Source organism: Mycobacterium sp. IDR2000157661 (genome assembly GCF_022317005.1).
In the GTDB taxonomy this organism is placed as follows: Bacteria; Actinomycetota; Actinomycetes; order Mycobacteriales; family Mycobacteriaceae; genus Mycobacterium.
Window position 1 is genome coordinate 515,444 of record NZ_CP081006.1, and the last position, 25,416, is coordinate 540,859.

The following is a 25,416-nucleotide window of genomic DNA, read 5'->3' on the forward strand; positions in this document are numbered from 1 at the left end:
GAGACACTCATCCGCCCACCGCACGCGCGGAGCCGACGGCCCGCCCCCGTGCCCGCATGGCCAGCCGCACCCGGCTGATCCGCCCGAACCCGGGACGTCCGTGTCCGGCGATGTCATAACCGCACACCCGGGCCTCCAACCGGGCGGCCGCCCCCTGCCAGTCGCCATCGGTGACCAGCAGGGCGCATCCCTTCTGCCTGGCCCTGGCCACCACCGCCCGCGCGCGGGTGGCCGGCACCGTGCGTCCGCCCAGACCGAGCACGACCAGGTCCATACCGTCCATGAGCACCGCCGCCACCTCGACCGGATCGGCACCGGGTTCGGGGATGACCGCGATGCGGCTCAGATCGGCGCCCATCTCCACGGCCGCCAGCAGGCCGATATGAGGCTGTCCGACGACCGCGGCGTGCCCGCCGTCGGCCGTTACCGCCGCCACCATGCTCAGTAGCAGCGACCGGGCGCCCGACACCACCGCCACGGTTCCGCGTGGCAACGGCCCCGGAAGGATTCCGGTCAGCGCTTCGGGCATCGGCAGCAAATTCTCCGAGACGGGAAGCGGATCGTTCGACGGTGCCGCACCGCGCCGTCCTCCGCCCACCTTTCCGGATACCGCCGCCATTTTCCGACGCAGGTGTTCCACCTGCTCAGCGCGGGTAAGCTGGCGCTGATCGAGGTTCATCGCCGCTGTCACAGCAGCACCTCCTGCATCATCTGACTCAGTGGTTGTTCGAATGTATGTTCGATATACCGAGTAAACACCCACGCACCGACACCGTCAAGCACGCGGCGGTTCGAAGAACTCGATCCGCCGCGCCATCGACAATTGATGACATTGACAAATGTCACCATTGAATGCTGTACTGCGACAGTGCTCAACGAAGAGCCCGCTCTGCCGTCGCGTGGCTCGTTGCGCGCCCGCGGCGCGGCAGCGATCAGCAACCTGACCCTGCGCCAGATCAGCGCCGCCCTTCCCCACTTCATCTCGCAGTCGCTCCGCGACAGCGACCTCGACCAGATCGCCGGGTGATGCCATGATCTTCGGACGCAAGCGCAGCCGCAACGCAGACGCCGTCATCACCGGTGCCGGCAGTGGGATCGGCGCCGCGTTCGCCGAAGAACTCGCGCGCCGCAGCGGCCGGGTGGTGTGCAGCGACGTCGACGAGGTGTCGGCACGCGCCACCGCAGAGGCGATCAAAGCCGCAGGCGGAGAAGCGCTGTCGCTGCGGTGTGACGTCGCGAAACTCGAGGACGTGCAGCGACTGGCCGACGAGGCACGCAACTGGTTCGACGGTCCTCCCACTCTCGTGATCAACAACGCCGGAGTCGGCGCAGGCGGCTCGCCGGTCGGCGAGACCGGCATCGACGACTGGCGCTGGGTGCTCGACGTCAATCTGTGGGGTTCGATCCACGGCTGCCACGTCTTCGCGCCGATCCTGCGGGACGGGAACTACGGCGGCATCATCAACGTCGCCTCCGCCGCGGCGTTCGGTGCGGCGCCCGGCATGGCGGCCTACAACGTCAGCAAGGCCGGTGTGCTGTCGCTGTCGGAGACGCTGGCCGCCGAGCTGAGCGGCACCGGGGTCAACGTCACCGTCCTGTGCCCGACATTCGTCAAGACCAATATCGTCGCGGCGGGCCGCATCTCGGACCAATCCGGCCAACTGGCCGACCGGCTGATGCGCTGGACCGGCTTCTCCCCCGAGCGAGTCGTCCGTACGTGCCTGGACACCCACGACCGCGGCGGCCTGTACTGCATGCCGCAGCCCGACGCGCGGATCGGCTGGGGCATCAAGCGTTTCACCCCGACGGTGTACACCCGCGCCATCGGCCTGACCACCCGCGTCACCACGTAAGGAGAATTGAGATGGCGATCGACATGGATGCGATGCTGGCCAAGATCAAGGACCGGCAGTGGGCACTGGCCGACATCGACTGGGACGCACCGGGCGCCGAACAGATCACCGACGAACAGCGTCCGCAGCTCAAGGCGTTCATGGCGGACCTGTGTTGGATCGAGAACATCGGCGCCCGCGGGTTCGCCGCACTGGCCAAGAAGGCGCCGACGCCGACGATCGCGGAGATCTACCGCTACTTCCACGCCGAGGAGCAGCGACACGCCAATGCCGAACTCGCCCTGATGAAGCGCTGGGGCATGCTCGAAGACGGCGAGGTGCCCGAACCGAACGTCAACATCCGCCTGGCCATCGACTGGCTGGACCGCTGGGCCGACGACATGCCACTGTCCCTGCTCGGCACGGTGATTCCGATGCTGGAGGTGGCGCTCGACGGCGCGCTGCTGAAGTTCCTGCTCGACGAGGTGCACGACCCGGTGTGCCATCAGGTCTTCGAGAAGATCAACAACGACGAATCACGACACCTCGTGGTCGACTTCGAGGTGCTCGACATGATCGGTCACGCCAGGATCAGGCGGTTGCTCATCGACTTCGTCGGGCACAACGCCACACCGGGGCTCATCATCGGCGCGATCATGGGTGCACCGCTGATCAACCGCATCCGCAACGAGATCGTCGCGATGGGCATGGAACCGGAGCGGCTGTACCGGGCGGTGAAGCGGTTCAAGGAACTCGGCGACCGCGGTGAACACACCCGGCGGGTGCCGACCTACCTACTGCTGAGGCGCTACGCCGCGGTGGTCACCAACCCACGCCATCCATATCACCTGCTGGCCAACTCGATGGTGTGGCTCTCGGACCGCTATCCACGTCCGCTGCTGCCGTCGGTGCCCAGTTGGGTCAAAGAGGTCACCCACGAGCCGGCGGCCTGACCGTGGCGGACTCCACTGCCCGCGTACGCGGGAACCACATCCACGACACGCTCATCGTCGGCGCCGGCTTCACCGGCATCGGCGCCGCGATCAAACTCATCGAGGCCGGAGTCGACGACCTCGTCATCCTCGAGCGCAGCGACCGGGTCGGCGGCACCTGGCGCGACAACACCTATCCCGGTGCGGCGTGCGACATCCCGTCGCTGTTGTACTCGTTCTCGTTCGTCAGGAACCCGAACTGGTCCCGCTCCTACGCCCCCGGTGAGGAAATCCGCCACCACATCGAGGACATGGTCGACGACTTCGGCCTACGACGCTTCATCCGGTTCCGCACCGACGTCATCGGCCTGCACTTCGACGAGCCGCACGGTTTCTGGACGGTGGAAGTCAAGGGCAGACGTTCCCGTACGCTTCGAGCCCGTACGGTCGTGCTGGCATCGGGGCCCTTGGCCGATCACACCTGGCCGGCAATCCGCGGGCTCGACACCTATCGCGGTCACAAGATCCACAGCGCGGACTGGGATCACGACTACGACTTCGCCGGCAAACGGGTGGCGGTCATCGGAACCGGCGCCAGCGCAGTGCAAATCGTGCCGGAGCTCGTCAATCGGGCAGCGTTCGTCAAGGTGTTCCAGCGGACACCGGGCTGGGTGCTGCCTCGCCTGGATATTCCGACTCCACCGGCTGCGCAAGCGGTGTTCGCGAAAGTTCCTGCAGTGCAACAGATCGCGCGACAGGCGTTGTTCTGGGGCCATGAGATCACCGCCACGGCGCTGGTGTGGGACACTCCGCTGTCCGGTGTGGTGGCGCGACTGGCCAAGGCGCATCTGCGTGCCCAGGTCAAGGACCCGTGGCTGCGACGCCAGCTGACGCCGGACTTCACGCCGGGCTGTAAGCGGATGCTGATGTCCAACGACTACTACCCTGCGCTGCAGCGCGACAACTGCAAGCTCATCGACTGGCCCATCGCCACGGTGAGCCCGGTCGGCATCCGCACCAGCGACGGCATCGAGCATCACCTCGACTGCATCGTCTTCGCAACGGGATACGACGTGCACCTGACCGGGCCGCCGTATCCGGTCACCGGGATCGGCGGCCGCTCGCTGAGCGAGGAATGGGCCTCGGGCGCGCAGGCCTACAAGAGCGTCAACGCCCACGGCTACCCCAACCTGTTCTTCATGACGGGACCGAACTCCGGTCCGGGGCACAACTCACTTCTGGTCTACGTCGAGGGCCAGCTCGACTACACGGTGCGGGCGATCACGACCATCCTGGGCGGTCGGCTGCGCTACCTCGACGTCCGCAGCGAAGTCCAGCAACGCTACAACGAACGCATCCAGAAGCGCCTCGCCAGGACGACGTGGATGTCGGGATGCAGCAGCTGGTATCTCACCGCCGACGGTTTCAACGCATCGATGTTCCCGGGCTTCGCGACGCAGTATCTTCGACAGATGCGGGACTTCCGGAAATCCGACTACGTCGCTGTCGCAGTCGACGCATTCGATGCGGTCACGACGTCGGCCTGATGTGACAGCCCGGCAGCCGCGCCCGCAGGCGGGACCGATCTCGGCGGTCCTCAATGGACTCCGCCGTGCCCCCAACCGGGTGCGGCGGGGGTCGCGCGACATCGTCGAGACAGCCGTATCGCAATTGTTCGACGCCGCGGTACAACCACACGGTATCGAGGAATCGGGCGAGTACCGCATCGACGAACTGGCCCGCCTGGCCGGCACCACCACCCGCAACATCCGGGTGTACCGCGACCGCGGCTTACTGCACCCGCCGCTGCGGGTGGGCCGGATCGCGCTGTTCAACGACACCCATCTGACCCGGCTGCGGATGATCACCTCGCTGCTCGACCGGGGCTACAACATCGCTCACGTCCACGAGATGCTGTCGGCCTGGGAGCAGGGCAAGGGAGTCGGCGACATGCTCGGCCTCGAATCCGCCATCGCCGGCACGTGGGCCACCGAGAAACCCGAACGGATGCGGGTCGCCGACGCCAGGCGACTGGTCGACGACGACGCCGGCTTCGATCGCATGGTCGGCCTCGGCCTGATCAAGCTCGAAGACGGCGAGGCGGTCGTCATCCGACCGAAGCTCATCGAGGCGTTCAACGACATCCGCCAGTACGACGTGGCCATCGACAGGCTGATCGACCTGCACGTTCAGATCGCGCCGCTGGTCGACCAGATCGGCGGCCTGCTGGTGCAGGCCGGCATCGAGGAGGTGCTGCACCGCATCAACCCCGGCGCCGCCCTCCCGCCGGACACCGAGATCGCCGAACTGATCACGATGCTGGTGCGCTTCCGGACCACAGCGGTGGCGGCGGTGTCGGCGACGCTGGCGTTCTCGATCGAGTCGACCATCGAGTCGGCGGTCGGTCAGATCCTCGGCGACCTCATCGACAAGGAACCGCAGGAGTAGTCACTCCCATTCGATGGTGCCGGGCGGCTTGCTGGTGACATCGAGCACCACCCGGTTCACCTCGGGCACCTCGTTGGTGATCCGCGTCGAGATGCGCTCCAGCACGTCGTAGGGCACGCGCGTCCAGTCGGCGGTCATCGCGTCCTCACTGGACACCGGCCGCAGCACGATCGGATGGCCGTAGGTCCGGCCGTCGCCCTGCACACCGACCGAGCGGATGTCGGCGAGCAGCACCACCGGGCACTGCCAGATCTGGTTGTCCAGCCCCGCCGCGGTGAGTTCCTCGCGCGCGATCGCATCGGCGCGCCGCAACGTGTCCAGTCGGCCCGCGGTGACCTCGCCGACAATTCGTATGCCCAAGCCCGGACCCGGGAATGGTTGGCGCGCAACGATTTCCTCGGGCAGACCGAGTTCGCGACCCACCGCACGCACCTCGTCCTTGAACAGCAACCGCAGTGGCTCGACGAGCTTGAACTTCAGGTCGCCGGGCAGCCCGCCGACGTTGTGGTGGCTCTTGATGTTTGCCGTACCGGAGCCACCGCCGGACTCCACCACGTCGGGGTACAGCGTTCCCTGCACCAGGAAGTCCACCTCGCCGGCGCCGTCGGTGACGATGTCGCGCACCGCGCCCTCGAACGCCCTGATGAATTCCCTGCCGATGATCTTGCGCTTGCCCTCGGGGTTGGTGACCCCCGACAGCGCCTCGAGGAACCGGTCGGCGACATCCACGGTGACCAGGTTCGCCTTGGTGGCCGCCACGAAGTCGCGCTGGACCTGCGCGCGCTCCCCGGCCCGCAGCAGGCCGTGGTCGACGAACACACACGTCAGCCGGTCCCCGATAGCCCGCTGCACCAGCGCCGCGGCGACGGCGGAATCGACGCCGCCCGACAGTCCGCAGATCGCCCGGCCGTCGCCGATCTGCTCGCGTACCCGCTCGACGAGCGCGTCAGCGATGTTGGCCGGCGTCCACGTCGCGTCGATGCCGGCGAATTCGTGCAAGAACCGGCTCAGCACCTGCTGGCCGTGCGGGCTGTGCATCACCTCCGGGTGGTACTGCACACCGGCCAGTCGCCTGCTGCGGTTCTCGAACGCCGCGACCGGCGCACCCGAACTCGTGGCCACCACCTCGAAACCGGCGGGCGCCTCGGTGACCGCGTCGCCGTGGCTCATCCACACCGGCTGTGTGCCGGGAAGATCCGAATGCAGTTCGCCGCCAGCGACTTTGAGTTCCGTGCGACCGTACTCGCTGGTGCCGGTGTGAGCCACCGTCCCGCCCAGTGCCTGTGCCATCGCCTGGAACCCGTAGCAGATGCCGAACACCGGTACATCGAGGTCGAACAGTTCGGGGTTGAGCTGCGGGGCGCCGTCGGCGTACACGCTGGCCGGGCCGCCCGACAGCACGATCGCCTGCGGATCGCGGGCCTTGATCTCCTCGACGCTGGCCGTGTGCGGGATGACCTCGGAGAACACCCGCGCCTCGCGGACCCGCCGGGCGATCAGCTGGGCGTACTGCGCACCGAAGTCGACCACCAACACCGGCCGCGGAGATGCTGTCGTCACCCGGACAGTCTAGTTGGCTGCGCCACGCTCACACCTGCAGCGCGGTGAAGGGCTCAAACGGCAAGTTGCGCACCGCAAACCACGCCAGGGTGAGCACCAGCGCCGTCGGCGCGGACCATCGCAGATGCTGCCAGCCGCGCATCGTCCTGCCGACCGCCCGGCCGTATACCCACGTCGCGTACGCCCACGACAGCAGCACCACCGCGAGCACACCGAGCAGGTTGAACCGCGCCGCCGCCGGCACGTCCAGGTGCAGCAGCGAGTAGATCATCCGCAGGCTGCCGCAACCGGGGCAGTCGATGCCCAGCAGCGCCTTGGTCGGGCAGACGGGCAGCAGCCCGCCGGGAACCGTGGGATCGGCCAGCCAGATGAGGGCACACCCGCCGACCGCGGCGGCGGCGACCGCCAGCGGTGCGGCGAACGGGCGTAGGCGCATCACATGCTGTAGGACATGCCGCCCGCGAACACGATGACGGCGTAGATGATCCCGACGACCACACCGGCGATCGCACCGTAAATCGCCCACTTCTTGGCGTCGTCGGACGCCTTCTGGGCCTGCGCGTACTGGCCCTGCGCCCACAGCCCCGACACCTTGGCGGCGTTGATGATCGACACGATGCCGAACGGCAGACAGCACAGGACGGTGACCAGGATGCCCCACACCAGGTTGGTGTCCGGCTGTTGTCCGGGCGCGCCACCCTGCCAGGCGCCGTAACCGCCGTACCCGGGAGGCGGCGGCTGCTGGGGCGGATAGCTCATGGCGTTTCCTTTTCTCGAGTGGCATCGTGCGGTATCGGCGACCCGAACGACAAGCTCGCTCAATATAGGCCACCGGTTTGCTGTGCGCGCGGCTTTCCTGCGCGGAAGCCCCGTCGCATAACGGAATACGACGAACAATCCTCACCGGAAGCCCTCGGGGCAGCTTCGCGCCGGGTCCGGCATCTCGGCCACACCGTGACGACCGCAGCGTCTGCATGGGAAAGTTCATCGACGGCCGAGTATGTCCACGCGCGATTAAGGGAATGGAGACGTTGTGCCAGACAATCGCAGGCTAGGGCTGCCCGATCAGATCCGCGCCGTGCTGTTCGATCTCGACGGCGTGCTGACCGACACCGCGAGCGTGCACAAGAAGGCGTGGCAGGCGATGTTCGACGACTTCTTGCGTGACCGTGCGGAACGCACCGGTACGGCGTTCGTCCCGTTCGACGTCGATGCCGACTATCTCACCTACGTGGACGGCAAGAAGCGCGGAGACGGCGTGCGGTCCTTTCTGACCAGCCGCGGAATCGAGTTGCCCGACGGCGAACCCGACGACGACCCGCAGGCCGAGACGGTCAACGGGCTGGGCAACCGCAAGAACGTGTTGTTCAACGAGGTGCTGCATCGCGACGGTGTCGACGTATTCGAGGGCTCGCGCCGTTATCTGGAGGCGGTGGCACAGTCGGGTCTGGGCACCGCCGTGGTGTCATCGAGTGCGAACACCCGCCAAGTACTCGAACTGACCGGTCTGGACCGATTCGTGCAACATCGTGTCGACGGCGTGGTGCTGCGCGAGCAGAACATCGCGGGGAAGCCGGCGCCCGATTCCTTCCTGCGAGCCGCGCAACTGCTCGGCGTCGCACCGGGCGAGGGTGCGGTCTTCGAGGACGCGATCTCCGGAGTGGCGGCCGGCCGCGCAGGCGATTTCGGGTTGGTGGTGGGCGTGGACCGGGTCGGGCAGGCAGACGCGCTGCGCGCCAACGGGGCCGACGTGGTGGTCACCGACCTCGCCGAGTTGATGACGTCATGATCAGCGGAGACGTCTTCCCCATCGAGCCGTGGCAGGTCCGCGAGACAGAACTCGATCTCGGCATACTCGCGCAGACCGAATCGTTGTTCGCGCTGTCCAACGGACACATCGGGATGCGCGCCAATCTCGACGAGGGTGAGCCGCATGCGCTGCCCGGCACCTATCTCAACTCCTTCTACGAGGTCCGGCCGCTGCCGTATGCCGAAGCAGGCTTCGGCTACCCCGAGGCCGGTCAGACAGTCGTCGACGTCACGAACGGCAAGTTGATGCGGCTGCTCGTCGACGACGAACCCTTCGACGTCCGGTACGGCTCGCTGCTCGAGCACGAACGCGTCCTCGACCTGCGCGCGGGTACGCTCAAGCGGGTCGCACACTGGTGCTCACCGGCCGGTAAGCGGGTGAAAGTCCTTTCGACACGGCTGGTTTCGCTGACCCAGCGCAGCGTGGCCGCGATCGAGTACGTCGTCGAGGCGCTCGACGAATTCGTCCGGGTCACCGTTCAGTCCGAGCTGGTGGCCAACGAGGAGCAACCCTCGTCGTCGCACGATCCGCGAGTCGCGGCTGTGCTGGACAAGCCGCTGGAGCCGGTGCAGCACGAACACTCCGAGCGTGGCGCGATCCTGCTGCACCGCACCAGGGGCAGCAAGCTGTTGATGGCCGCCGCGATGGACCACGACGTCGAGGTCCCCGGACGTGTGGAGGTCACCACCGGAGCGGGCATGGACTGGGCCAACACCACGGTCATCTGCGGTCTACGGCCCGGTCAACGGTTGCGGATCGTCAAGTATCTGGCATACGGCTGGTCCAGCCTGCGGTCCAGGCCGGCATTGCGCGATCAAGCGGCGGCGGCGCTGAGCAGCGCCCGCTACACCGGATGGCAGGGCCTGCTCGACGCGCAGCGCGCCTACCTCGCCGATTTCTGGGACGGGGCCGACGTCGAGGTCGAGGGCGACCCCGACTCCCAGCAGGCGGTGCGGTTCGGTCTGTTTCACGTCCTGCAGTCCAGCGCACGGGCCGAACGCCGGGCGATCCCCGGCAAGGGCCTGACCGGCACCGGCTACGACGGCCACGCGTTCTGGGACACCGAGGGATACGTGCTTCCGGTGCTCACCTACACCCAGCCCTCGGCGGCTGCGGATGCGCTGCGCTGGCGCGCCTCGATCCTGCCGATGGCCAAGGAGCGCGCGGCTCTGCTGGACCTCGAGGGCGCCGCCTACCCGTGGCGCACGATCCGCGGGCAGGAGTGCTCGGCGTACTGGCCGGCGGGCACCGCGGGTTTCCACGTCAACGCCGACATCGCGATGGCCTTCGAGCGGTATCGCATCGTCACCGGCGACGACACCCTGGAGGCCGAATGCGGCCTACAGGTTCTGGTGGAGACCGCTCGGTTGTGGGCGTCGCTCGGTCAGCACGATCGGCACGGGGTGTGGCACATCGACGGTGTGACGGGCCCCGACGAGTACACGGCCGTGGTGCGTGACAACGTGTTCACCAACCTGATGGCCGCGCACAACCTGCGCAGCGCGGCCGGGGCCTGCCTGCGTCATCCCGAGGCCGCGCAGGCGATGGGCGTCACGACCGAGGAGATGGCCGCCTGGCGGGACGCGGCCGATTCGGCGCACATCCCGTTCGACGAGGAACTCGGTGTACACCCGCAGTGTGACGGCTTCACCACCTTGCGCGAGTGGAACTTCACCGAGAACACCACCTATCCCCTGCTGCTGAACGAGCCCTACGTCCGCCTCTATCCGGCGCAGGTGCTCAAGCAGGCCGACCTGGTGCTCGCGATGCACATGCAGGGGCACGCCTTCACCGCCGAACAGAAGGCCCGCAACGTCGACTACTACGAACGGCGCACCACCCGCGACTCGTCGCTGTCGGCCTGCACGCAGGCGGTGATGTGCGCCGAGGTCGGTCACCTGGAACTCGCCCACGACTATGCGCACGAAGCGGCGCTGATCGACCTGCGCGACCTGCACCACAACACCCGCGACGGCCTGCACATGGCGTCACTGGCCGGGGCGTGGACCGCGCTGGTGGCCGGGTTCGGCGGGCTGCGCGACGACGAAGGCCTGCTCTCGCTCGACCCACAGCTTCCCGACAGCATCGCGCGGCTGCGATTCCGGTTGCGGTGGCGCAACTTCCGCATCACCGTCGACGTCAGCCACGAGGAGGTCACCTATGCCCTGCGCGACGGGCCGGACTCCAGGCTGGAGATCCAGCACGCCGGTAAGGACCTGGAATTGACCACCGAGCAGCCGACGACGGTGGCCATCGAGCGCCGGGAACCGCTGCTACCGCAGCCCAAACAGCCGCCCGGTCGTGAACCGCTGCGCCGACGCAAACACTGAGCGCGGCTACGCCATCTGCTTGCCCAGCGGTAGCCCGCCGGTGGCCTCGAAGACCACGCGCTTGCCGATCTCGACCGCGTGGTCGGCGAACCGTTCGTAATAGCGGCCGAGCAGCGCCACGTCGACCGCCGAGCACACCCCGTCCTGCCACTTGTGGTCTATCAACAGCGTGAACAGCTGCTTGTGCTCCTTGTCGACGGCGTCGTCCTCGTCGCGCAGTCGCGCGGCCTTCTCGGGGTCCCGCGACAACAGCACTTCCTGCGCGGTGCGGGCGAGCTTCACGGCCATCGAACCCATGTCGGCGAAGCTTGCTCGGACGTCGGCGGGCAACGCACAGTCCGGATGTCGCAGCCGCGAGATGCTCGCCACGTGCACCGCCAGCGCCCCCATCCGGTCGATGTCGGCGGCGATGTGGATGGAACCCACGATGGTGCGCAGGTCGCCCGCGACGGGTTGCTGCAGGGCCAGCAGCCGCAGCGCCGTCTCCTCGGTGTGCCGGTTCAGCGCGGTGATGTGCTCATGGTCGGCGATGACCTGCTCGGCCAGCGACAGGTCGGCTTCGAGCAGCGCCTCGGTCGCACGTTCCATCGCGCTGACCGCCAGGCCACACATCTCGCCGAGCCGGGCGCACAGGCCTGCCAGTTCCTCGTGGAAAGCGGTACGCATCGCCGGACTCCTCTCGCCGCGGAGCCACCGAGCTTGACGCCCGGCCCTCTCAAAACGGCTCTTCTACCCGCTTTTCGTCATTTCTAACCAGCCGATGTGACCGGTTCGATCGGCAACCACCGCAGGCCTGCCGGCGCGTCGGCGGGAACGACCGGATGCTGCGGCGGCACCGGCTGCAGCCGCCGGTACGGCTCCCCCTGGGACGGCCGCGGATCCTCCTGGCCCTTGTTGGGCCAGAGCGCCGCGGCCCGCTCGGCCTGCGCGGTGATCGACAGCGACGGGTTGACACCCAGGTTCGCCGAGATCGCCGCGCCGTCGTGCACCGAAAGGGTCGGGTAGCCGTACACCCGGTGATACGGGTCGATGACCCCGCACTCCGGGCTTTCGCCGATGGCCGCGCCGCCCAGGAAGTGGGCGGTGAGCGGGATGTTGAACAGTTCGCCCCAGGTGCCGCCCGCAACGCCGTCGATCTTCTCGGCGATCCGCCGGGTCACCTCGTTACCTACCGGGATCCAGGTCGGATTCGGTGCACCGTGCCCCTGCTTGCTCAGATACCGCCGGAGGCCGAACCGGTTGCGCTTGGTGAAGGTGGTGATTGAATTGTCCAGGTGCTGCATGACCAGCGCGATCATCGTGCGCTCGCTCCACCGACGCGGGTTGAGCAACCGCGCGGTGCCCCGGGGATCCGCCTTGGCGTTGACCAGCAATTGCTTCCAGCGCGCGACATCGGTGCCCTCCGGGCCCGCGCCGTCGGTCATCAGGGTCTGCAGTAGCCCCATCGCGTTCGAGCCCTTGCCGTAGCGCACCGGTTCGACGTGCGTGTCGGGAGTCGGATGGATCGACGAGGTGATCGCCACCCCGTGGGTCAGATCCAGATCCGGCGCCACCGCCAGCCGCCCGGCCCCGACGATCGATTCGGAATTGGTGCGGGTCAGCACGCCGAGCTTGGCCGACAGCCGCGGCAACCTGCCCTTGTCCCGCATGTTGAACAGCAGTCGCTGCGTGCCCCAGGTGCCTGCGGCCAGCACCACGTGTTGCGCGGTGTAGGTCTTGCGCCTGCGCCGCAGCCACGCACCCGTTCTGGCGGTGCGCACCTCCCACAATCCGTCGGGCCGCTGCTCGAAGCCGGTGACGGTGGTCATCGGAATGACTTGCGCGCCAGCACTTTCGGCGAGGCCGAGGTAGTTCTTGAGCAGAGTGTTCTTGGCGCCGTAGCGACAACCGGTCATGCACGAGCCGCACTCGATGCAGCCGGTGCGTTCGGGGCCTGCACCGCCGAAGTAGGGGTCGGGCACCTTCTGACCCGGCGCCTTGGTGCCGTCGGGACCGAAGAAGACCCCGACCGGCGTGGGCACGAACGTGTCTCCGACGCCCATGTCGTCTGCGACCGCCTTCATCACCCGGTCGGCATCAGTGAAGGTCGGATTGGTCACCACGCCGAGCATCCGCTGCGCCTGGTCGTAGTGCGGCATCAACTCGGCGCGCCAGTCGGTGATGTCCTTCCACTGGGGATCGTTGAAGAACGGATCGGGGGGCACGTAGAGGGTGTTGGCGTAGTTCAGCGATCCGCCGCCGACTCCCGCACCGGCCAGGATCATGACATTGCGCAGCAGGTGGATGCGCTGGATGCCGTACATCCCGAGACGCGGTGCCCACAGGAATTTCCGCAGGTTCCACGACGTCTTGGCGAAGTCCTCGTCGGCGAAGCGCCTGCCGGCTTCCAGGACGCCGACGCGGTAGCCCTTCTCGGTCAGCCGCAGCGCGGTGACGCTGCCGCCGAAACCGGAGCCGATCACCAGAACGTCATAGTCAGGCTGCATCGGCCCATTATGGCGTTACCGAGAGGTAGCTTCATGACAGGGATGCCTAACTTGTAAAGAAGTTCCCCCTCAGATGGCTGCTCCGCAGATGCCGCACAGCTCGAACTGCCGGCGGTTCCAGCGGGCAATCGGGACGAAGAACAGCGTGAACTGCTTGAACTGCCGCATCCTCGACCATTGCGTGGTGTTGTGGCAGCGTGGGCAGGTCCGCACCTCCCCCGCCCCGAGGAGCTTCTGTTTGGTGCCGAGACCGAAGATGAAGAGCACCGCACCAGCCTAGAGAGCGGCGCCTCAGCTCCCGACCGTCAGCCCGACCTTCTGGAACTCCTTGAGGTCGCAGTACCCGGCCTTGGCCATGGAGCGGCGCAGGCCGCCGACGAGGTTGAGCGAACCGAACGGATCGTCGGACGGTCCGGTGAGCACTTGCTCGAGCGACGGCCGCTCGCCGACCGCCACCTGCAGGAACGCACCGCGCGGCAGCGAGGGGTGCGCCGCGGCGGCCGGCCAGAACCAACCGTCGCCCAATGCCTCGGCCGCGCTGGCCAGTGGCGTGCCGAGGACCACGGCGTCGGCCCCGCACGCGATTGCCTTGGCCAGGTCACCGGAGCTGTGCATGTCGCCGTCGGCGAGCACGTGGACGTAGCGCCCGCCCGTCTCGTCGAGGTACTCACGGCGCGCGGCGGCGGCGTCGGCGATCGCGGTGGCCATCGGCACGCTGATGCCGAGCACCTCGTCGCTTGTGGTGACTCCGCTCGTCGAGCCGTAACCGACGATCACACCCGCCGCGCCCGTACGCATCAGGTGCAACGCGGTGCGGTGGTCGAGCACCCCACCGGCGACCACCGGCACGTCCAGTTCGGAGATGAAGGTCTTGAGATTGAGCGGCTCACCGCCTGCGTGATCCTGGTTGACGCGTTCGGCGGAGATGATCGTGCCCTGGATCACCAGGAGGTCTATGCCGGCGGCCACCAGACCCGGGGTCAGCGCACGGGCGTTCTGCGGGCTGACGCGCACCGCCGTCGTCACGCCGGCGTCGCGGATCCGCCCGACGGCCGCGGCCAGCAGGTCCGGGTCGAGCGGTGCGGCATGCAGTTGCTGGAGCATCCGGATCGCCGCGGACGGTTCGGCGGAGGCAGCCGCTGCCTTCTCGACCACCTGCGCGATCTTTGCCTCGACGTCGGCGTGCCTGCCGATCAGGCCCTCGCCGTTGAGCACTCCCAGGCCGCCTAGCCGGCCCAACTCGATGGCGAACTCCGGCGACACCAGCGCATCGGTCGGGTGTGACAACACCGGGATCTCGAAGCGGTAGGCGTCGAGCTGCCAGGCCGTCGAGACATCCTTCGACGAACGGGTCCGCCGGGACGGAACGATGTTGATGTCGTCGAGTTCGTATGTGCGGCGGGCGGTTCTGCCCATGCCGATCTCAACCAGGTCGCGCATGACCGTCCTAGCGGGTGTAGTAGTTGGGCGCCTCGACGGTCATGGTGATGTCGTGCGGATGGCTCTCCTTGAGCCCCGCGGCGGTGATCCGGACGAACTGCGCCTGCTGAAGCTGTTCGATGCTCGCCGCGCCGGTGTACCCCATGGCCGCACGCAGGCCGCCGGTGAGCTGGTGGATCACCGTCGCCAGCGGACCACGAAACGGTACCCGGCCCTCGATGCCCTCGGGCACCAGCTTGTCCTCGGAGAGCACATCGTCCTGGAAATAGCGGTCCTTGGAATACGAGCCGCGCAGGTTGCCCGCCGCACCGCGGCCCTGCATGGCGCCCAGCGAGCCCATGCCGCGGTAGCTCTTGAACTGCTTGCCGTTGACGAAGATCAGCTCACCCGGCGACTCCGCAGTGCCGGCCAGCAGGGACCCGAGCATCGCCGTCGACGCGCCCGCGGCGAGGGCCTTGGCGATGTCACCCGAGTACTGCAACCCGCCGTCGGCGATCACCGGCACACCGTAAGGACGACAGGCTGCCACTGCCTCCAAGATCGCGGTGATCTGCGGCGCGCCGACTCCGGCGACCACGCGGGTGGTGCAGATCGAGCCGGGACCGACGCCCACCTTCACCGCATCGGCGCCCGATTCGACCAGTGCGGCCGCCGCGGCGCGCGTCGCAACGTTGCCGCCGATCACGTCGACGCGGTCGCCGACCGTGCTCTTCACGCGACGCACCATGTCCAGCACGCCGCGGTTGTGGGCGTGGGCGGTGTCGACGACCAGTACGTCGACGCCGGCATCGGCCAACGTCATCGCGCGCGTCCAGGCGTCCTCACCCACCCCGACGGCGGCGCCGACCAGCAGCCGGCCATCGCTGTCCTTGGTGGCCAACGGGAACTGCTCGGTCTTGACGAAGTCCTTGACGGTGATGAGTCCGGTCAGCTTGCCCCCGCCGTCGACGATCGGGAGTTTCTCGATCTTGTTGCGGCGCAACAGCCCCAGCGCAGCTTCGGCCGAGACGCCTTCGTGCGCGGTGATCAGTGGCGCCTTGGTCATCACCTCGGAAACGGGCTTGGACTGGTCGACTTCGAAACGCATGTCGCGGTTGGTGATGATCCCGACAAGCGCACCGGTATCGTCGACGACAGGCAGACCGGAGATGCGGAACCGCGCGCACATCGCGTCGACCTCGGCCAACGTGTTGTCCGGCGAGCACGTGACGGGATCGGTGACCATGCCGGCCTCCGAGCGCTTGACCGTCTCCACTTGACCGGCCTGCTCGGCCACCGGCAGGTTGCGGTGCAGCACGCCCATGCCGCCCGACCGGGCCATCGCGATGGCCATCCGCGCCTCGGTCACGGTGTCCATCGCCGAACTGACCAGCGGCACCTTCAACCGGATCCGGCGGGTCAGCTGGCTGGAGGTGTCGGCGGTCGCGGGCACCACATCGGAGGCCGCGGGCAGCAGCAGCACATCGTCGAAGGTCAGGCCGAGCATCGCGATTTTCGTCGGGTCATCGCCGCCGGTCGGGACCGGCACCGCGATGGGGATGGCGCTTTCGGCGATCGACATGGATGGGGCCTTCCGTAACAAAACACAGCCGAGCACAGTCGTCGAGCTAGACGCCCATCTTATCGACAATGACGTCTGCGGTTCGGTGCCACACTGGGGGTCGAACACGGGTGCGCCATGCCGCTCAACGGCTGGCGCGATCTGACGGTGGCTGCGTAGTGTGGACTCGTGCGTGATCACCTGCCACCGGGTTTGCCGCCCGACCCGTTCGCCGACGACCCGTGCGACCCCTCGGCGGCCCTGGACGCCCTGGAGCCCGGTCAGCCGCTGGATCCGCAGGAGCGCACCGCGGTCGAGGCCGACCTGGCCGACCTGGCGGTCTACGAGGCGCTTCTGGCGCACAAGGGGATCCGCGGCCTGGTGGTCTGCTGCGACGAATGCCAGCAGGATCACTACCACGACTGGGACATGTTGCGCGCGAACCTGCTGCAACTGCTGGTCGACGGCACCGTACGTCCGCACGAGCCGGCCTACGATCCGGAGCCGGACGCTTACGTGACCTGGGACTACTGCCGTGGCTACGCCGACGCGTCGCTCAACGAGGCGACCTCGGAGACCGACGGCTACCGCTGAGCGTCGGTCACAGGTCGTCCCTATCCGCTCGGGTCGCTGTCCGGATCGGGTAGCACGATCGTGGTGGTGACCACCGTCTGCGGTACCTGAACCACCGGAGCCTCCTCCGACGGTTCCTCCTGCGCCACCTCTGAGGGCCGCACGCTCGATGTCGGCGACGGCGCTTCCGTCGGTGCGGCCACTGTGGATGTCAAGGTCGGCTGCGGTGTCGACAACGGAGTCGTCGCCGACGGCGTGGTTGGCGTGGGCTGCTGCCTAGGCGACGGCGAGGGGGTCGGCAATGGCGCGGACGGCGTCGGCAGCTGACCGGACGGCGTCGGCAGCTGACCGGAGGGCGTCGGCAGCGGCGTGGACGGCCCTGACGTCGGTGAAGTCGGGGACGTCGGGGACGTCGACGGCACCGAGGTGGGCGGCGCGGACGGTGAGGTGACCTCGTCGCCCGGCGTGGTGGTGACCGTGACCGGCGACGTCACCTCGGCGCCCGATCCGGGCAGGACGATCACGGGTAACTGCGGCAGCGGAGCACCCGGCGGGATGGTGGCCTCGGGGTCCTTCGCCTCCACCTTGACCGTCAGCTCCTGCCACTGGCTGACCAGTTCTTCCTTGCGCTGGTTGTCGTCGACCGTCGCGACGGTCGTGGTCACCGTCTGCAGCTTGTCCTGCGCGGCCTCCCACCGACCCTGCTCGATCAGCTGCTCGACCTCGGCCAGTTGGGTCTGCGCGGCCAGCACCACCGCGTCGTCGCGGGCCTGCTGCTCGCCGAACAGCATCGTGCGCAAGCCGTAGAGCGCGTCGCCCGGTCCGGCACCGGCGATCACCGCACCGAAGCCGCCGAGGCACAGCACGGCAGCGGCCAGCGATCCGACGACCGCCAGTGACGTACGCGTGCGTCGGCGCGACATCGTCGCCCGGTCCAGCGCCAGCACCGCATCGCGCGGTGTCAGCGCCGCGGTCAGCGGCGCGTCCCGAACCTCGTCACGCCAACCGGCGAGCAGATTCGCCAACTCGGCCTCACCCGGATCGGTTGAGTACACCGACTGCTGTGCGGCAAGCGAATCGAGGAACCGATCGGTGCGGTTGATCTCGTTGAGCGAGGGATCGCCCCCGTTTGAAGTCCATCGTCCGAAGTCAGGCATGCTCGGGCCCCGTCGAGATGATCTGGGCCTTCAACCGCGCCAACGCACGATGCTGGGCGACGCGCACCGCACCCGGCGTGCTACCGACGGCGTCGGCGGTCTCCTCGGCGCTCATGCCGACCACCACGCGAAGAATGAGGATCTCGCGCTGCTTGTCGGGCAGCACGGCCAGCAGCTTGTTCATCCGGGCGGACGCTTCAGCGTCGAGGGCCATCTGCTCTGGGCCGGCGTCCAGCGAGGATCGCTCCGGCACGACATCGGTCGGGTCTGAGCGGTTCCTGGCCGCTGCGCGATGCGCGTCAGCAACCTTGTGGGCGGCAATGCCGTAGACGAAGGCCAGGAACGGGCGTCCCTGATCCTTGTAACGCGGCAGCGCCGTGATGGCGGCCAAGCAAACCTCCTGCGCAACGTCGTCTGCTGAGAGGCCACTACGTTCGGTCGACCCGACCCTTGCCCGGCAGTACCGAACAACGATCGGACGGATGGTCTCCAGCACCTCCCGGAGTGCGTCACGGTTCCCTGCCACAGCCTCAGCAACGACAGCATCGAGACGTTCTCCCGAATTTGTCATCGCAGGCGATCTCTCCAACGTTACGAACGGGCCTCAACCCGAGGGGTGGCTCAGCTAAACAATAACTTTCGGTTGTGCGGCGACCCGGTCACCGCACCGACCACAGACCGCCCCGTTGCCGCACTGTAATGGCGCAGTCGTCGCGCAGCCGAACCATCTCCTCGGGCGAGTGCCGCGCGCTGCCGATGTCGACCAGCAGGCTGGCCAACGCCCAGCGCAGCGGGATCATTCCGAGTCGGTCGGTTTCCTCCAACGCGGTGTCGGCCACCGAGCGGGCGGTGTCGAGATCACCGCAGCTGCACCGGGCGGCCGCCAGCACCAGCGACGACTTGACCGCATGGCGGGCCGATCCGAAGTCCCGGGCATGCGCCACGGCGCGCTCGGCATGGTCGACGGCCGGGGGACCCTCACCACGCACCATCGCCAGTTCGGCCGATACCCACGCCTGACGCACCCGCAGCCTTGGCGTTCCCCTGGCCACATCGCCGGCGCGCTGCAAAGCCGTCGAAGAAGCAGCGAGCCGGCCGACGCCGAGCGCGTCGGCGGCCAGGCCGATCAACGCGTCCGCGGTCGCCTCCGGGTCCAGTCGCCCGAGCACCACCGCCCGGCCGTCCCACGAGCGGGCCTCGGTGTGCCCGCCGAGTTGTCTCAAGAAGGAGGCCCATGTGCTGTGGGCGAGCGACACCAACGATGCCTGCGGTTCGGCGCCGCCGCGGGTGCGGCACAGCCGTGCGAGATCGGCGCGGGCGCTGGCATAGCGGCCCTGTCCGCCCGCGGCGACGGCCCGCAACCACAGTTCGCGCGCCGACGAGGCCGCGGGCAGCGGCCACCGACCCGGGTCGTCGCCGAACGCGACGTTGGCCAGCACCTCGTCCACGGACATCGAGTCGCGACGCTATCAATCGGGCGATCGGGCAGCGGTAAAGGCGGCGGGCATCGGCGAGAAGTTAACAGTTGGTGCTGACGATGTTAACTCCATGTAAGCCAGGCGAAATAACTGGAAATAGACGAATTAACGCGAACAGCAGAAATGCGGAACCGCGTCGAGTCGGCTACGTTTGCGTAGCACCGTTCGAGTTGCTGAAGCGTCGCAAAGATGAACGGCGTGTAAATTCTTGGCCTGCCGTTATGTCGATGAGCACATGTTCGGGCTATTGACGGAATTTCCTAAGCGCCTCTACGTTGTGTGCACGAGCCGTCATCGGCGACTTGTGCTCGGATCGGGTTTGAAACTCACGCATTCGTTCGATCACGAAATCGATGCGTAGAGAGGGGTTTTCCAATGCCACAGCCACAACAACTTCCCGGGCCCAACGCCGATATCTGGGATTGGCAGATGGCCGGACTTTGCCGGGGCGTCGACTCGTCGATGTTCTTCCATCCCGACGGCGAGCGGGGCCGCGCACGCGCGCAGCGGGAAATGCGTGCCAAGGAGATGTGCCGGCGTTGCCCGGTGATCGCCCAGTGTCGCTCCCACGCGCTGGCCGTGGGCGAGCCCTACGGCATCTGGGGCGGGCTGTCGGAATCCGAGCGTGAGCTTTTGCTCAAACGCGGCATCCGGCGCGCGTCCTGAGCGGGTGACGAGGTCTCAGTCCTCACCCGCCGACTGACGGGCGGGCGCGGTCTCGGCGCCGCCGGATGAGGATCGGCGGGTGAACAGTCGCACGACGCCGAAGGCGATGCCTGCGGCGACAGCGGCCACCCCCAGCCAGGGCAGCAGCAGACCGAACAGCAGAACCAGGTTGCCGACCACGGACACCAGGGCGTCCCATCCCCGCTCGATCTGGCCCAGAAAACCGCGGTACTCCTCGGGCGCCGGCCCGCCGATCGTGGCGGCGACGAAGCTGACATCGACGGTGCTGTAGTCGATGCGGTCGCCGAGGGCCTCCCGTTGTGCACGCAGGCTGTCGAGTTCGGCCTGGCGCTCCGACAACGCGTCCTCTGCCTTGATCAGCGCGTCGGGATCGTCGGCGTCGCGAATCATCGCGAGCAACCGGTCGACCGAGGTCTGCAGCGCCCTGATCCGGGCGTCGAGGTCGACGCGCTGCGTGGTGACGTCCTCGGTGGTGATCTCGGCGCGTTCGACGGTGCCCAGCGCCTTGAGTCGGGCCATTGCCTCGTCGAGGGCGGCGGCGGGCACCCGGAGGACCACCGAGGTGTGGGCCCTGCCGGTGCCCGAGCCGGCGTCGTCGGAGCGGCTGTCGACCCGCCCCTGCATGTCGTCGACGATTGCGGCGGCGTTGTCCGCGGCCTCGGTGGGATCGGCCACCGTGATGGTCATCGACGCGGTCCTCACCACGTCGCGCTCGGCCGTCGGCGGCTGGGGCATGTCCTGCGGCGGAGGCGCCCCGGCGACTTCGGCCGTTCCGCCCGGAGCCTGAGCGGGCCGATCCGGCGTGCCGGTACACGCGGTGAACAGGCTGAGCGTGATCACACCGGCGAGCAGGACGGCGATGCGCACAGCCGACCATCGCGACAGTTGTGTCATAGCCGAAATCTAGCCCGCGGGGCTCGCACGGCGATCGTGCCCGATCGTCCCGGTGATCGTCGCTGACAGGTATTCGTATCCTCGAGACAACGAGAGGAGTTGAATCACCGTGACTTCGACCGACAACCGGACCGCCCGTTGGCAACGCTATTGGGACAAGCACTCGCGCTCCTATGACCGGCAGATGGGCTTCTTCGACCGGCACCTGTTCGGCGACTCAAGAGCGTGGGCGTGCGGGCAAGCCACCGGCGAGGTGCTGGAGGTCGCTGTCGGCACCGGGCTCAACCTCGAGGCCTACCCCACAGACGTCACGCTGACCGGTATCGACTGGAGCGATGCCATGCTCGACGTAGCGCGCGAACGCGCGGCCGAGCTGGGACGCGCCGCCACCCTGCAGCAGGCCGACGCTCATTCGCTTCCGTTCCCCGACGCCTCCTTCGACACCGTCGTCTGCACATTCGGGCTGTGCGCGATCCCGAACCACGTCAAGGCCATCAACGAGATGACCCGGGTGTTGCGACCGGGCGGAAAGCTGATCCTCGTCGACCACATCGCGAGCACATCGCGGATCGTGCGCGGTGTGCAGCGTTTCCTGGAGACGTTCACCGTGCCGCTCGGTGGCGAACACTTCCTGCGCCGGCCCTCAATTCGGGTGCGGGCCGCGGGCATGGACGTCGAACAGGTCGAGCGCTTCAAGGTGGGACTGGTCGAACGCCTCGTCGCCCGCAAGCCCCTTGACCCGTAGTCATATCAACATTCATTAGTATGTGAACATGAGCGACCCGCCCGACGACAACTGCGACCTGCTGTGCCTTGATCTGCCGCACGCCGAGGAGATCCGTGCGTCGTTGCCTGCCGCGGACACGGTGGAATACGCGGCGGCGGCGGCCCGGTCCTTGGGCGATCCGACCCGACTGACGATCGCTGCTGCGCTGCTGCGCGGTCAGGAGACGTGCGTCTGCGATATGGCCTGGGTCGTGGGCCAGCCACAGAACCTGGTCTCACACCATCTGCGCCAGCTCAAGGTCGCGGGCATGGTGACCTCGCGACGGCAGGGCCGGTTGGTCATCTATCGACTCACCGAACGCGGCCGGGCGCTGGCCGAAACCGTGATGGCTCTAGCCGCGACGCCGGAGAGCGGCCATGTGTGACGATTGCTGCGGCACTCAACAGGGCGACGAAGCGGGTCCCGAGAAACTCTGGCACGTACGGGAGTTGCAGCTGGCCGCGCTGGCAGCGGTATTGCTACTCGCAGGATGGCTCGTCGGTCGGCTCGGATCACCGGGCGTGGCGATGGCGATCGAATTGGCCGCCGTCGCCGCCGGCGCAGCGACGTTCGTCCCCGCGGCGGTGCGCAATCTCAGACATGGCCGCGTCGGCGTCGGCACCTTGATGACTATCGCGGCCATCGGGGCGGTCGCGCTTGGTCAGATCGCCGAGGCGGCACTGCTCGCCATCCTGTTCTCGATCGCCGAGGGTCTCGAGCACTACGCGGTGACCCGCACCCGCCGAGGGCTGCGCGCGCTCTTGTCGCTCGTGCCGCCGACGGTGTCGGTGCTCCGCGACGGACACGAAATGACTGTCGCTCCGGGCGAGCTCGTGGTCGGCGACGTGATGGTGTTGCGGCCGGGCGAGCGCGCGGCCACTGACTGTGTCATCTCCGCGGGCAGCACCAGCCTGAATCTGTCGGCCATCACGGGCGAGTCGGTGCCGGTCGAGGCGGGGCCGGGCAGCGAGGTGCACGCCGGTGCGATAACCGGCGGTGGCGCAATCGAAGTCACCGTCAGCTCGCTCGCCTCGGACAGTTCACTGGCGCGCATCGTGCACATCGTCGAAGACGCCCAGGAGCGCAAGGGTTCCGGACAACGGCTGGCCGACCGGATAGCCCGTCCACTCGTCCCGGCGATCATGGCGCTTTCGGCGGCCGTTGCCGGTGTCGGTTCGCTTTTCGGCGAACCAGCGGTCTGGGTGGAGCGGGCGCTCGTGGTCCTGGTGGCGGCGTCGCCCTGCGCCCTGGCCATCGCCGTGCCGCTGACCGTCGTGGCCGCCATCGGCGCTGCCAGCCGGCAGGGTGCGCTCGTCAAAGGTGGGGCGGCCGTCGAGGAGTTGGGCCGCATCGCCGTCATCGCCCTCGACAAGACCGGCACACTGACCCAGAACAGCCCGCAGGTCATCGAGACGGTGACCACCTCCGGGATCAGCGAGACGGACGCGTTGCGGATGGCCGCCGGTGTGGAGTCGCGCAGCGAGCATCCGCTTGCCCAGGCGATCATGGCGGCTGCGGGCGACGACGTGGCGCCGGCCGCCGGTGTGTCCGCGCGTGCCGGACACGGGATCACCGGCCAGGTGGGCGAATCCGCTCTTCGGCTCGGCAAGCCGGGTTGGATCGATCCGGGCCCGCTCGCCGACGACGTCGTACGACTGCAGGCTGCAGGCGCTACGGTCGTGCTCCTCGAACGCGACGCCGAGGTGTTGGCAGCCATCGCCGTCCGCGACGAGCTGCGACCGGAGGCCGCCGAGGTGGTAGCGCAGTTGCGGCGGATGGGGGCTGAGGTGGCGATGCTCACGGGTGACAACCGGCGCACCGCCGAGGCGCTCGCCGCCGAAGCGGGTATCGACACCGTCCACGCCGAACTCTTGCCCGAGGACAAGGCCCGATTGCTCGCCGAACTCTCGCGGGGACGTCCCGTCGCGATGGTCGGTGACGGTGTCAACGACGCACCCGCGCTGGCAACGGCGGACATCGGAATCGCCATGGGCGCCATGGGAACCGACGTGGCCATCGAGACCGCCGACGTCGCGCTCATGGGTGAGGACCTGCGACATCTGCCGCAGGTGCTGACCCACAGCCGCCGGGCCCGTCGCATCATGGTGCAGAACATCGGCCTGTCGCTGGCCCTCATCGCGACGTTGATTCCGTTGGCCGCCTTCGGCGTGCTCGGCTTGGCGACCGTGGTCTTCATCCATGAACTGGCCGAGGTGCTGGTGATTCTCAACGCAATTCGGGCCGCCCGGATCGAATCGCTACCAAAACTCTCGACATGGGTGCCCGACTCATGTTCGTTGCCGACCGCCGAGCAACCCCTGCGGGTGGCCGAGTTCGCGGCGCTGTTCCGCGACTCGGTGCTGGGCTACACGCGCACCGGCGCGACGAAGCTGGTGCTGGTGGTGGCGGCCGATGCCGAGAAGACCGCGCGCGAGTTGGCGGCGCGGGAGACGGAATGCTGTACGTTCTTCGACTTCCGGTTCACAGCGTCGGGTTCCGATGTCGTGATGTCGGTCAGCGTGCCCGAATCACGTACCGGTGTGCTCGACGCGCTCACCGAGGCCGTCAGCGCCGCGCGGCCAACGCACCGTCCCATAGAGTCCTAGCCCATGGTGGTGCGTTCGATCGTGCTCTTCGCGCTGGCAGCGCTTGCGGAGATCGGTGGTGCGTGGCTGGTGTGGCAAGGGGTGCGCGAGCATCGCGGATGGCTGTGGGCGGGCCTGGGAGTCATTGCCCTCGGCCTCTACGGCTTCGTCGCCACCCTGCAACCCGACGCGCACTTCGGCCGGATTCTCGCGGCATACGGTGGCGTCTTCGTCGCCGGGTCGCTGCTGTGGGGTGTGGTGCTCGACGGTTTCCGCCCCGACCGCTGGGACATCATCGGCGCGTCGATCTGCCTGGCCGGAGTCGCGGTGATCATGTACGCGCCCCGAGGGGCCTGACGGCCGGGTGCGCCCCTCTATGCCAGGGGACGTTATTCCTCGGTGTAGCGGTACGTACTGATCGAGCACACGTCGATGCGATTACGCACGAGCTCGTCGCCGTCATCGAAGATCGCTCTGAAGTCGTACAGGCAGGCCCCGCTGCCGTCGTCGATGTTGATGTTGACCGACTGGCCGACCGGCAGCACGTCCTGGCCGAGGATGTCTTCCTCCCAGGTGTCGCGGCCGATGTTCGAGGCGTAGAACTCGACCATCGTGTGCCGCGTTTCGTTGACGATGACGACGTTGCGGTTCTGCGCGAGCGCCGGCGCGGTCGCCAGACCGATCATGGCGACGGCCGTCACCAAGGTGCTGACTACAAGTCTCCTCAACAGTGTGATCATCAGTGGTCCCCCTTCTCGAACAAACCTGTGCTCCAGGGCACCGTTCCGTTCGTCCGGCAGCCCACCGAGCTGGTCTACGAGCGTCTAAAGTAACCCGTTAGCCAGGGCCGATGGTGTGGAATTTGCGATTTAGCTAATTTCGCGCACATCCGTCCGGC

At 67.8% G+C, this 25,416-nt stretch carries 27 protein-coding genes; 13 read left to right on the forward strand and 14 right to left on the reverse strand.

Features of this window, described 5'->3' with window-relative positions:
* Positions 1–7: 7 nt before the first annotated feature.
* A complete protein-coding gene (locus tag K3G64_RS03335; RefSeq protein ID WP_238888975.1) occupies positions 8–691 on the reverse strand; it encodes a hypothetical protein in 684 nt (227 codons plus the stop codon).
* Positions 692–868: 177 nt separating this feature from the next.
* Here K3G64_RS03335 and K3G64_RS03340 point away from each other — a divergent pair, with 177 nt between their 5' ends.
* From K3G64_RS03340 to K3G64_RS03360, 5 genes are read left to right on the forward strand one after another with little or no spacing between them, the layout of a single operon-like run.
* A complete protein-coding gene (locus K3G64_RS03340; protein ID WP_238888977.1) occupies positions 869–1,027 on the forward strand; it encodes a hypothetical protein in 159 nt (52 codons plus the stop codon).
* A 4-nt stretch (positions 1,028–1,031) separates the two neighbouring features.
* Positions 1,032–1,853, forward strand: coding sequence for an SDR family NAD(P)-dependent oxidoreductase (locus K3G64_RS03345; RefSeq protein WP_238888979.1), 822 nt, complete (start codon positions 1,032–1,034; stop codon positions 1,851–1,853).
* An 11-nt stretch (positions 1,854–1,864) separates the two neighbouring features.
* Positions 1,865–2,785 carry a ferritin-like domain-containing protein gene (locus tag K3G64_RS03350; protein WP_238888980.1) on the forward strand — a complete coding sequence of 307 codons (921 nt, stop codon included), beginning with the start codon at positions 1,865–1,867 and terminating at the stop codon, positions 2,783–2,785.
* Between the two features lie 2 nt (positions 2,786–2,787).
* Entirely contained in the window at positions 2,788–4,311 is a 1,524-nt protein-coding gene (locus K3G64_RS03355; protein ID WP_238888981.1) for a flavin-containing monooxygenase, read from the forward strand.
* A complete protein-coding gene (locus tag K3G64_RS03360) occupies positions 4,289–5,212 on the forward strand; it encodes a MerR family transcriptional regulator (RefSeq protein WP_238888982.1) in 924 nt (307 codons plus the stop codon). The genes K3G64_RS03355 and K3G64_RS03360 overlap by 23 nt, the downstream gene beginning before the upstream one ends.
* On the opposite strand, the gene guaA is transcribed toward K3G64_RS03360, so the two are convergent.
* Genes guaA through K3G64_RS03375 form a run of 3 tightly spaced genes read right to left on the reverse strand, consistent with a single transcriptional unit; the run spans position 5,213 to position 7,531 of the window.
* The gene (gene guaA / locus K3G64_RS03365; protein WP_238888983.1) at positions 5,213–6,772 is read right to left on the reverse strand and encodes a glutamine-hydrolyzing GMP synthase; all 1,560 of its coding nucleotides are present in this window, start codon (positions 6,770–6,772) and stop codon (positions 5,213–5,215) included.
* A gap of 28 nt (positions 6,773–6,800) precedes the next feature.
* On the reverse strand, positions 6,801–7,208 hold the full coding sequence (locus K3G64_RS03370; RefSeq protein WP_238950384.1) for a DUF2752 domain-containing protein: 408 nt from the start codon (positions 7,206–7,208) through the stop codon (positions 6,801–6,803).
* Positions 7,208–7,531, reverse strand: coding sequence for a CD225/dispanin family protein (locus K3G64_RS03375; RefSeq protein ID WP_238888984.1), 324 nt, complete (start codon positions 7,529–7,531; stop codon positions 7,208–7,210). The genes K3G64_RS03370 and K3G64_RS03375 overlap by 1 nt, the downstream gene beginning before the upstream one ends.
* Before the next feature lie 274 nt (positions 7,532–7,805).
* Between K3G64_RS03375 and K3G64_RS03380 the strand changes: the two genes are divergently transcribed.
* Together K3G64_RS03380 and K3G64_RS03385 are read left to right on the forward strand one after the other, a co-directional pair.
* Complete coding sequence (locus K3G64_RS03380; RefSeq protein WP_238888985.1) at positions 7,806–8,561, forward strand: beta-phosphoglucomutase family hydrolase; 756 nt, start codon at positions 7,806–7,808, stop codon at positions 8,559–8,561.
* Entirely contained in the window at positions 8,558–10,912 is a 2,355-nt protein-coding gene (locus K3G64_RS03385) for a glycoside hydrolase family 65 protein (RefSeq protein ID WP_238888986.1), read from the forward strand. Before K3G64_RS03380 ends, K3G64_RS03385 begins: the two co-directional genes overlap by 4 nt.
* A 6-nt stretch (positions 10,913–10,918) precedes the next feature.
* Here K3G64_RS03385 and phoU read toward each other — a convergent pair whose 3' ends face one another.
* The 5 genes from phoU to guaB form a co-directional block, all read right to left on the reverse strand.
* Positions 10,919–11,578 carry a phosphate signaling complex protein PhoU gene (gene phoU, locus K3G64_RS03390; RefSeq protein WP_238888988.1) on the reverse strand — a complete coding sequence of 220 codons (660 nt, stop codon included), beginning with the start codon at positions 11,576–11,578 and terminating at the stop codon, positions 10,919–10,921.
* 83 nt (positions 11,579–11,661) lie between these two features.
* Positions 11,662–13,398: a GMC oxidoreductase gene (locus K3G64_RS03395; RefSeq protein WP_238888989.1), complete on the reverse strand. Its 1,737-nt coding sequence runs from the start codon at positions 13,396–13,398 to the stop codon at positions 11,662–11,664.
* Between the two features lie 69 nt (positions 13,399–13,467).
* A complete protein-coding gene (locus K3G64_RS03400) occupies positions 13,468–13,665 on the reverse strand; it encodes a zinc-ribbon domain-containing protein (RefSeq protein WP_238888990.1) in 198 nt (65 codons plus the stop codon).
* A 24-nt stretch (positions 13,666–13,689) separates the two neighbouring features.
* Positions 13,690–14,829 carry a GuaB3 family IMP dehydrogenase-related protein gene (locus K3G64_RS03405; RefSeq protein ID WP_238950385.1) on the reverse strand — a complete coding sequence of 380 codons (1,140 nt, stop codon included), beginning with the start codon at positions 14,827–14,829 and terminating at the stop codon, positions 13,690–13,692.
* A gap of 16 nt (positions 14,830–14,845) precedes the next feature.
* Entirely contained in the window at positions 14,846–16,399 is a 1,554-nt protein-coding gene (gene guaB / locus K3G64_RS03410; protein ID WP_238888991.1) for an IMP dehydrogenase, read from the reverse strand.
* A 168-nt stretch (positions 16,400–16,567) separates the two neighbouring features.
* Between guaB and K3G64_RS03415 the strand changes: the two genes are divergently transcribed.
* Positions 16,568–16,972 carry a DUF5319 domain-containing protein gene (locus K3G64_RS03415; protein WP_067226169.1) on the forward strand — a complete coding sequence of 135 codons (405 nt, stop codon included), beginning with the start codon at positions 16,568–16,570 and terminating at the stop codon, positions 16,970–16,972.
* A 20-nt stretch (positions 16,973–16,992) separates the two neighbouring features.
* Here K3G64_RS03415 and K3G64_RS03420 read toward each other — a convergent pair whose 3' ends face one another.
* The 3 genes from K3G64_RS03420 to K3G64_RS03430 all read right to left on the reverse strand — a co-directional run bounded on the left by K3G64_RS03420 (position 16,993) and on the right by K3G64_RS03430 (position 19,562).
* Positions 16,993–18,108: an anti-sigma-D factor RsdA gene (locus K3G64_RS03420; protein ID WP_238888993.1), complete on the reverse strand. Its 1,116-nt coding sequence runs from the start codon at positions 18,106–18,108 to the stop codon at positions 16,993–16,995.
* Positions 18,101–18,679: a sigma-70 family RNA polymerase sigma factor gene (locus K3G64_RS03425; protein ID WP_238888995.1), complete on the reverse strand. Its 579-nt coding sequence runs from the start codon at positions 18,677–18,679 to the stop codon at positions 18,101–18,103. The genes K3G64_RS03420 and K3G64_RS03425 overlap by 8 nt, the downstream gene beginning before the upstream one ends.
* 88 nt (positions 18,680–18,767) lie before the next feature.
* Complete coding sequence (locus tag K3G64_RS03430; protein ID WP_238888997.1) at positions 18,768–19,562, reverse strand: hypothetical protein; 795 nt, start codon at positions 19,560–19,562, stop codon at positions 18,768–18,770.
* 399 nt (positions 19,563–19,961) lie between these two features.
* On the opposite strand from K3G64_RS03430, the gene K3G64_RS03435 reads away from it, so the two are divergent.
* The gene (locus tag K3G64_RS03435; protein ID WP_069417027.1) at positions 19,962–20,252 is read left to right on the forward strand and encodes a WhiB family transcriptional regulator; all 291 of its coding nucleotides are present in this window, start codon (positions 19,962–19,964) and stop codon (positions 20,250–20,252) included.
* 15 nt (positions 20,253–20,267) lie between these two features.
* Here the strand turns inward: K3G64_RS03435 and K3G64_RS03440 are convergent, their stop codons facing one another.
* Positions 20,268–21,167, reverse strand: a complete 900-nt coding sequence (locus K3G64_RS03440; RefSeq protein ID WP_238888998.1) for a DUF4349 domain-containing protein — start codon at positions 21,165–21,167, stop codon at positions 20,268–20,270.
* Positions 21,168–21,276: 109 nt separating this feature from the next.
* Here K3G64_RS03440 and K3G64_RS03445 point away from each other — a divergent pair, with 109 nt between their 5' ends.
* From K3G64_RS03445 to K3G64_RS03460, 4 genes are read left to right on the forward strand one after another with little or no spacing between them, the layout of a single operon-like run.
* Positions 21,277–21,912: a class I SAM-dependent methyltransferase gene (locus tag K3G64_RS03445; RefSeq protein WP_238888999.1), complete on the forward strand. Its 636-nt coding sequence runs from the start codon at positions 21,277–21,279 to the stop codon at positions 21,910–21,912.
* A gap of 28 nt (positions 21,913–21,940) precedes the next feature.
* On the forward strand, positions 21,941–22,318 hold the full coding sequence (locus K3G64_RS03450; RefSeq protein ID WP_238889000.1) for an ArsR/SmtB family transcription factor: 378 nt from the start codon (positions 21,941–21,943) through the stop codon (positions 22,316–22,318).
* On the forward strand, positions 22,311–24,539 hold the full coding sequence (locus K3G64_RS03455) for a heavy metal translocating P-type ATPase (RefSeq protein WP_238889002.1): 2,229 nt from the start codon (positions 22,311–22,313) through the stop codon (positions 24,537–24,539). Before K3G64_RS03450 ends, K3G64_RS03455 begins: the two co-directional genes overlap by 8 nt.
* 3 nt (positions 24,540–24,542) lie before the next feature.
* Entirely contained in the window at positions 24,543–24,875 is a 333-nt protein-coding gene (locus K3G64_RS03460) for a YnfA family protein (RefSeq protein WP_238889003.1), read from the forward strand.
* Between the two features lie 32 nt (positions 24,876–24,907).
* On the opposite strand, the gene K3G64_RS03465 is transcribed toward K3G64_RS03460, so the two are convergent.
* Positions 24,908–25,258 carry a hypothetical protein gene (locus K3G64_RS03465; RefSeq protein WP_238889005.1) on the reverse strand — a complete coding sequence of 117 codons (351 nt, stop codon included), beginning with the start codon at positions 25,256–25,258 and terminating at the stop codon, positions 24,908–24,910.
* Positions 25,259–25,416 lie beyond the last annotated feature (158 nt).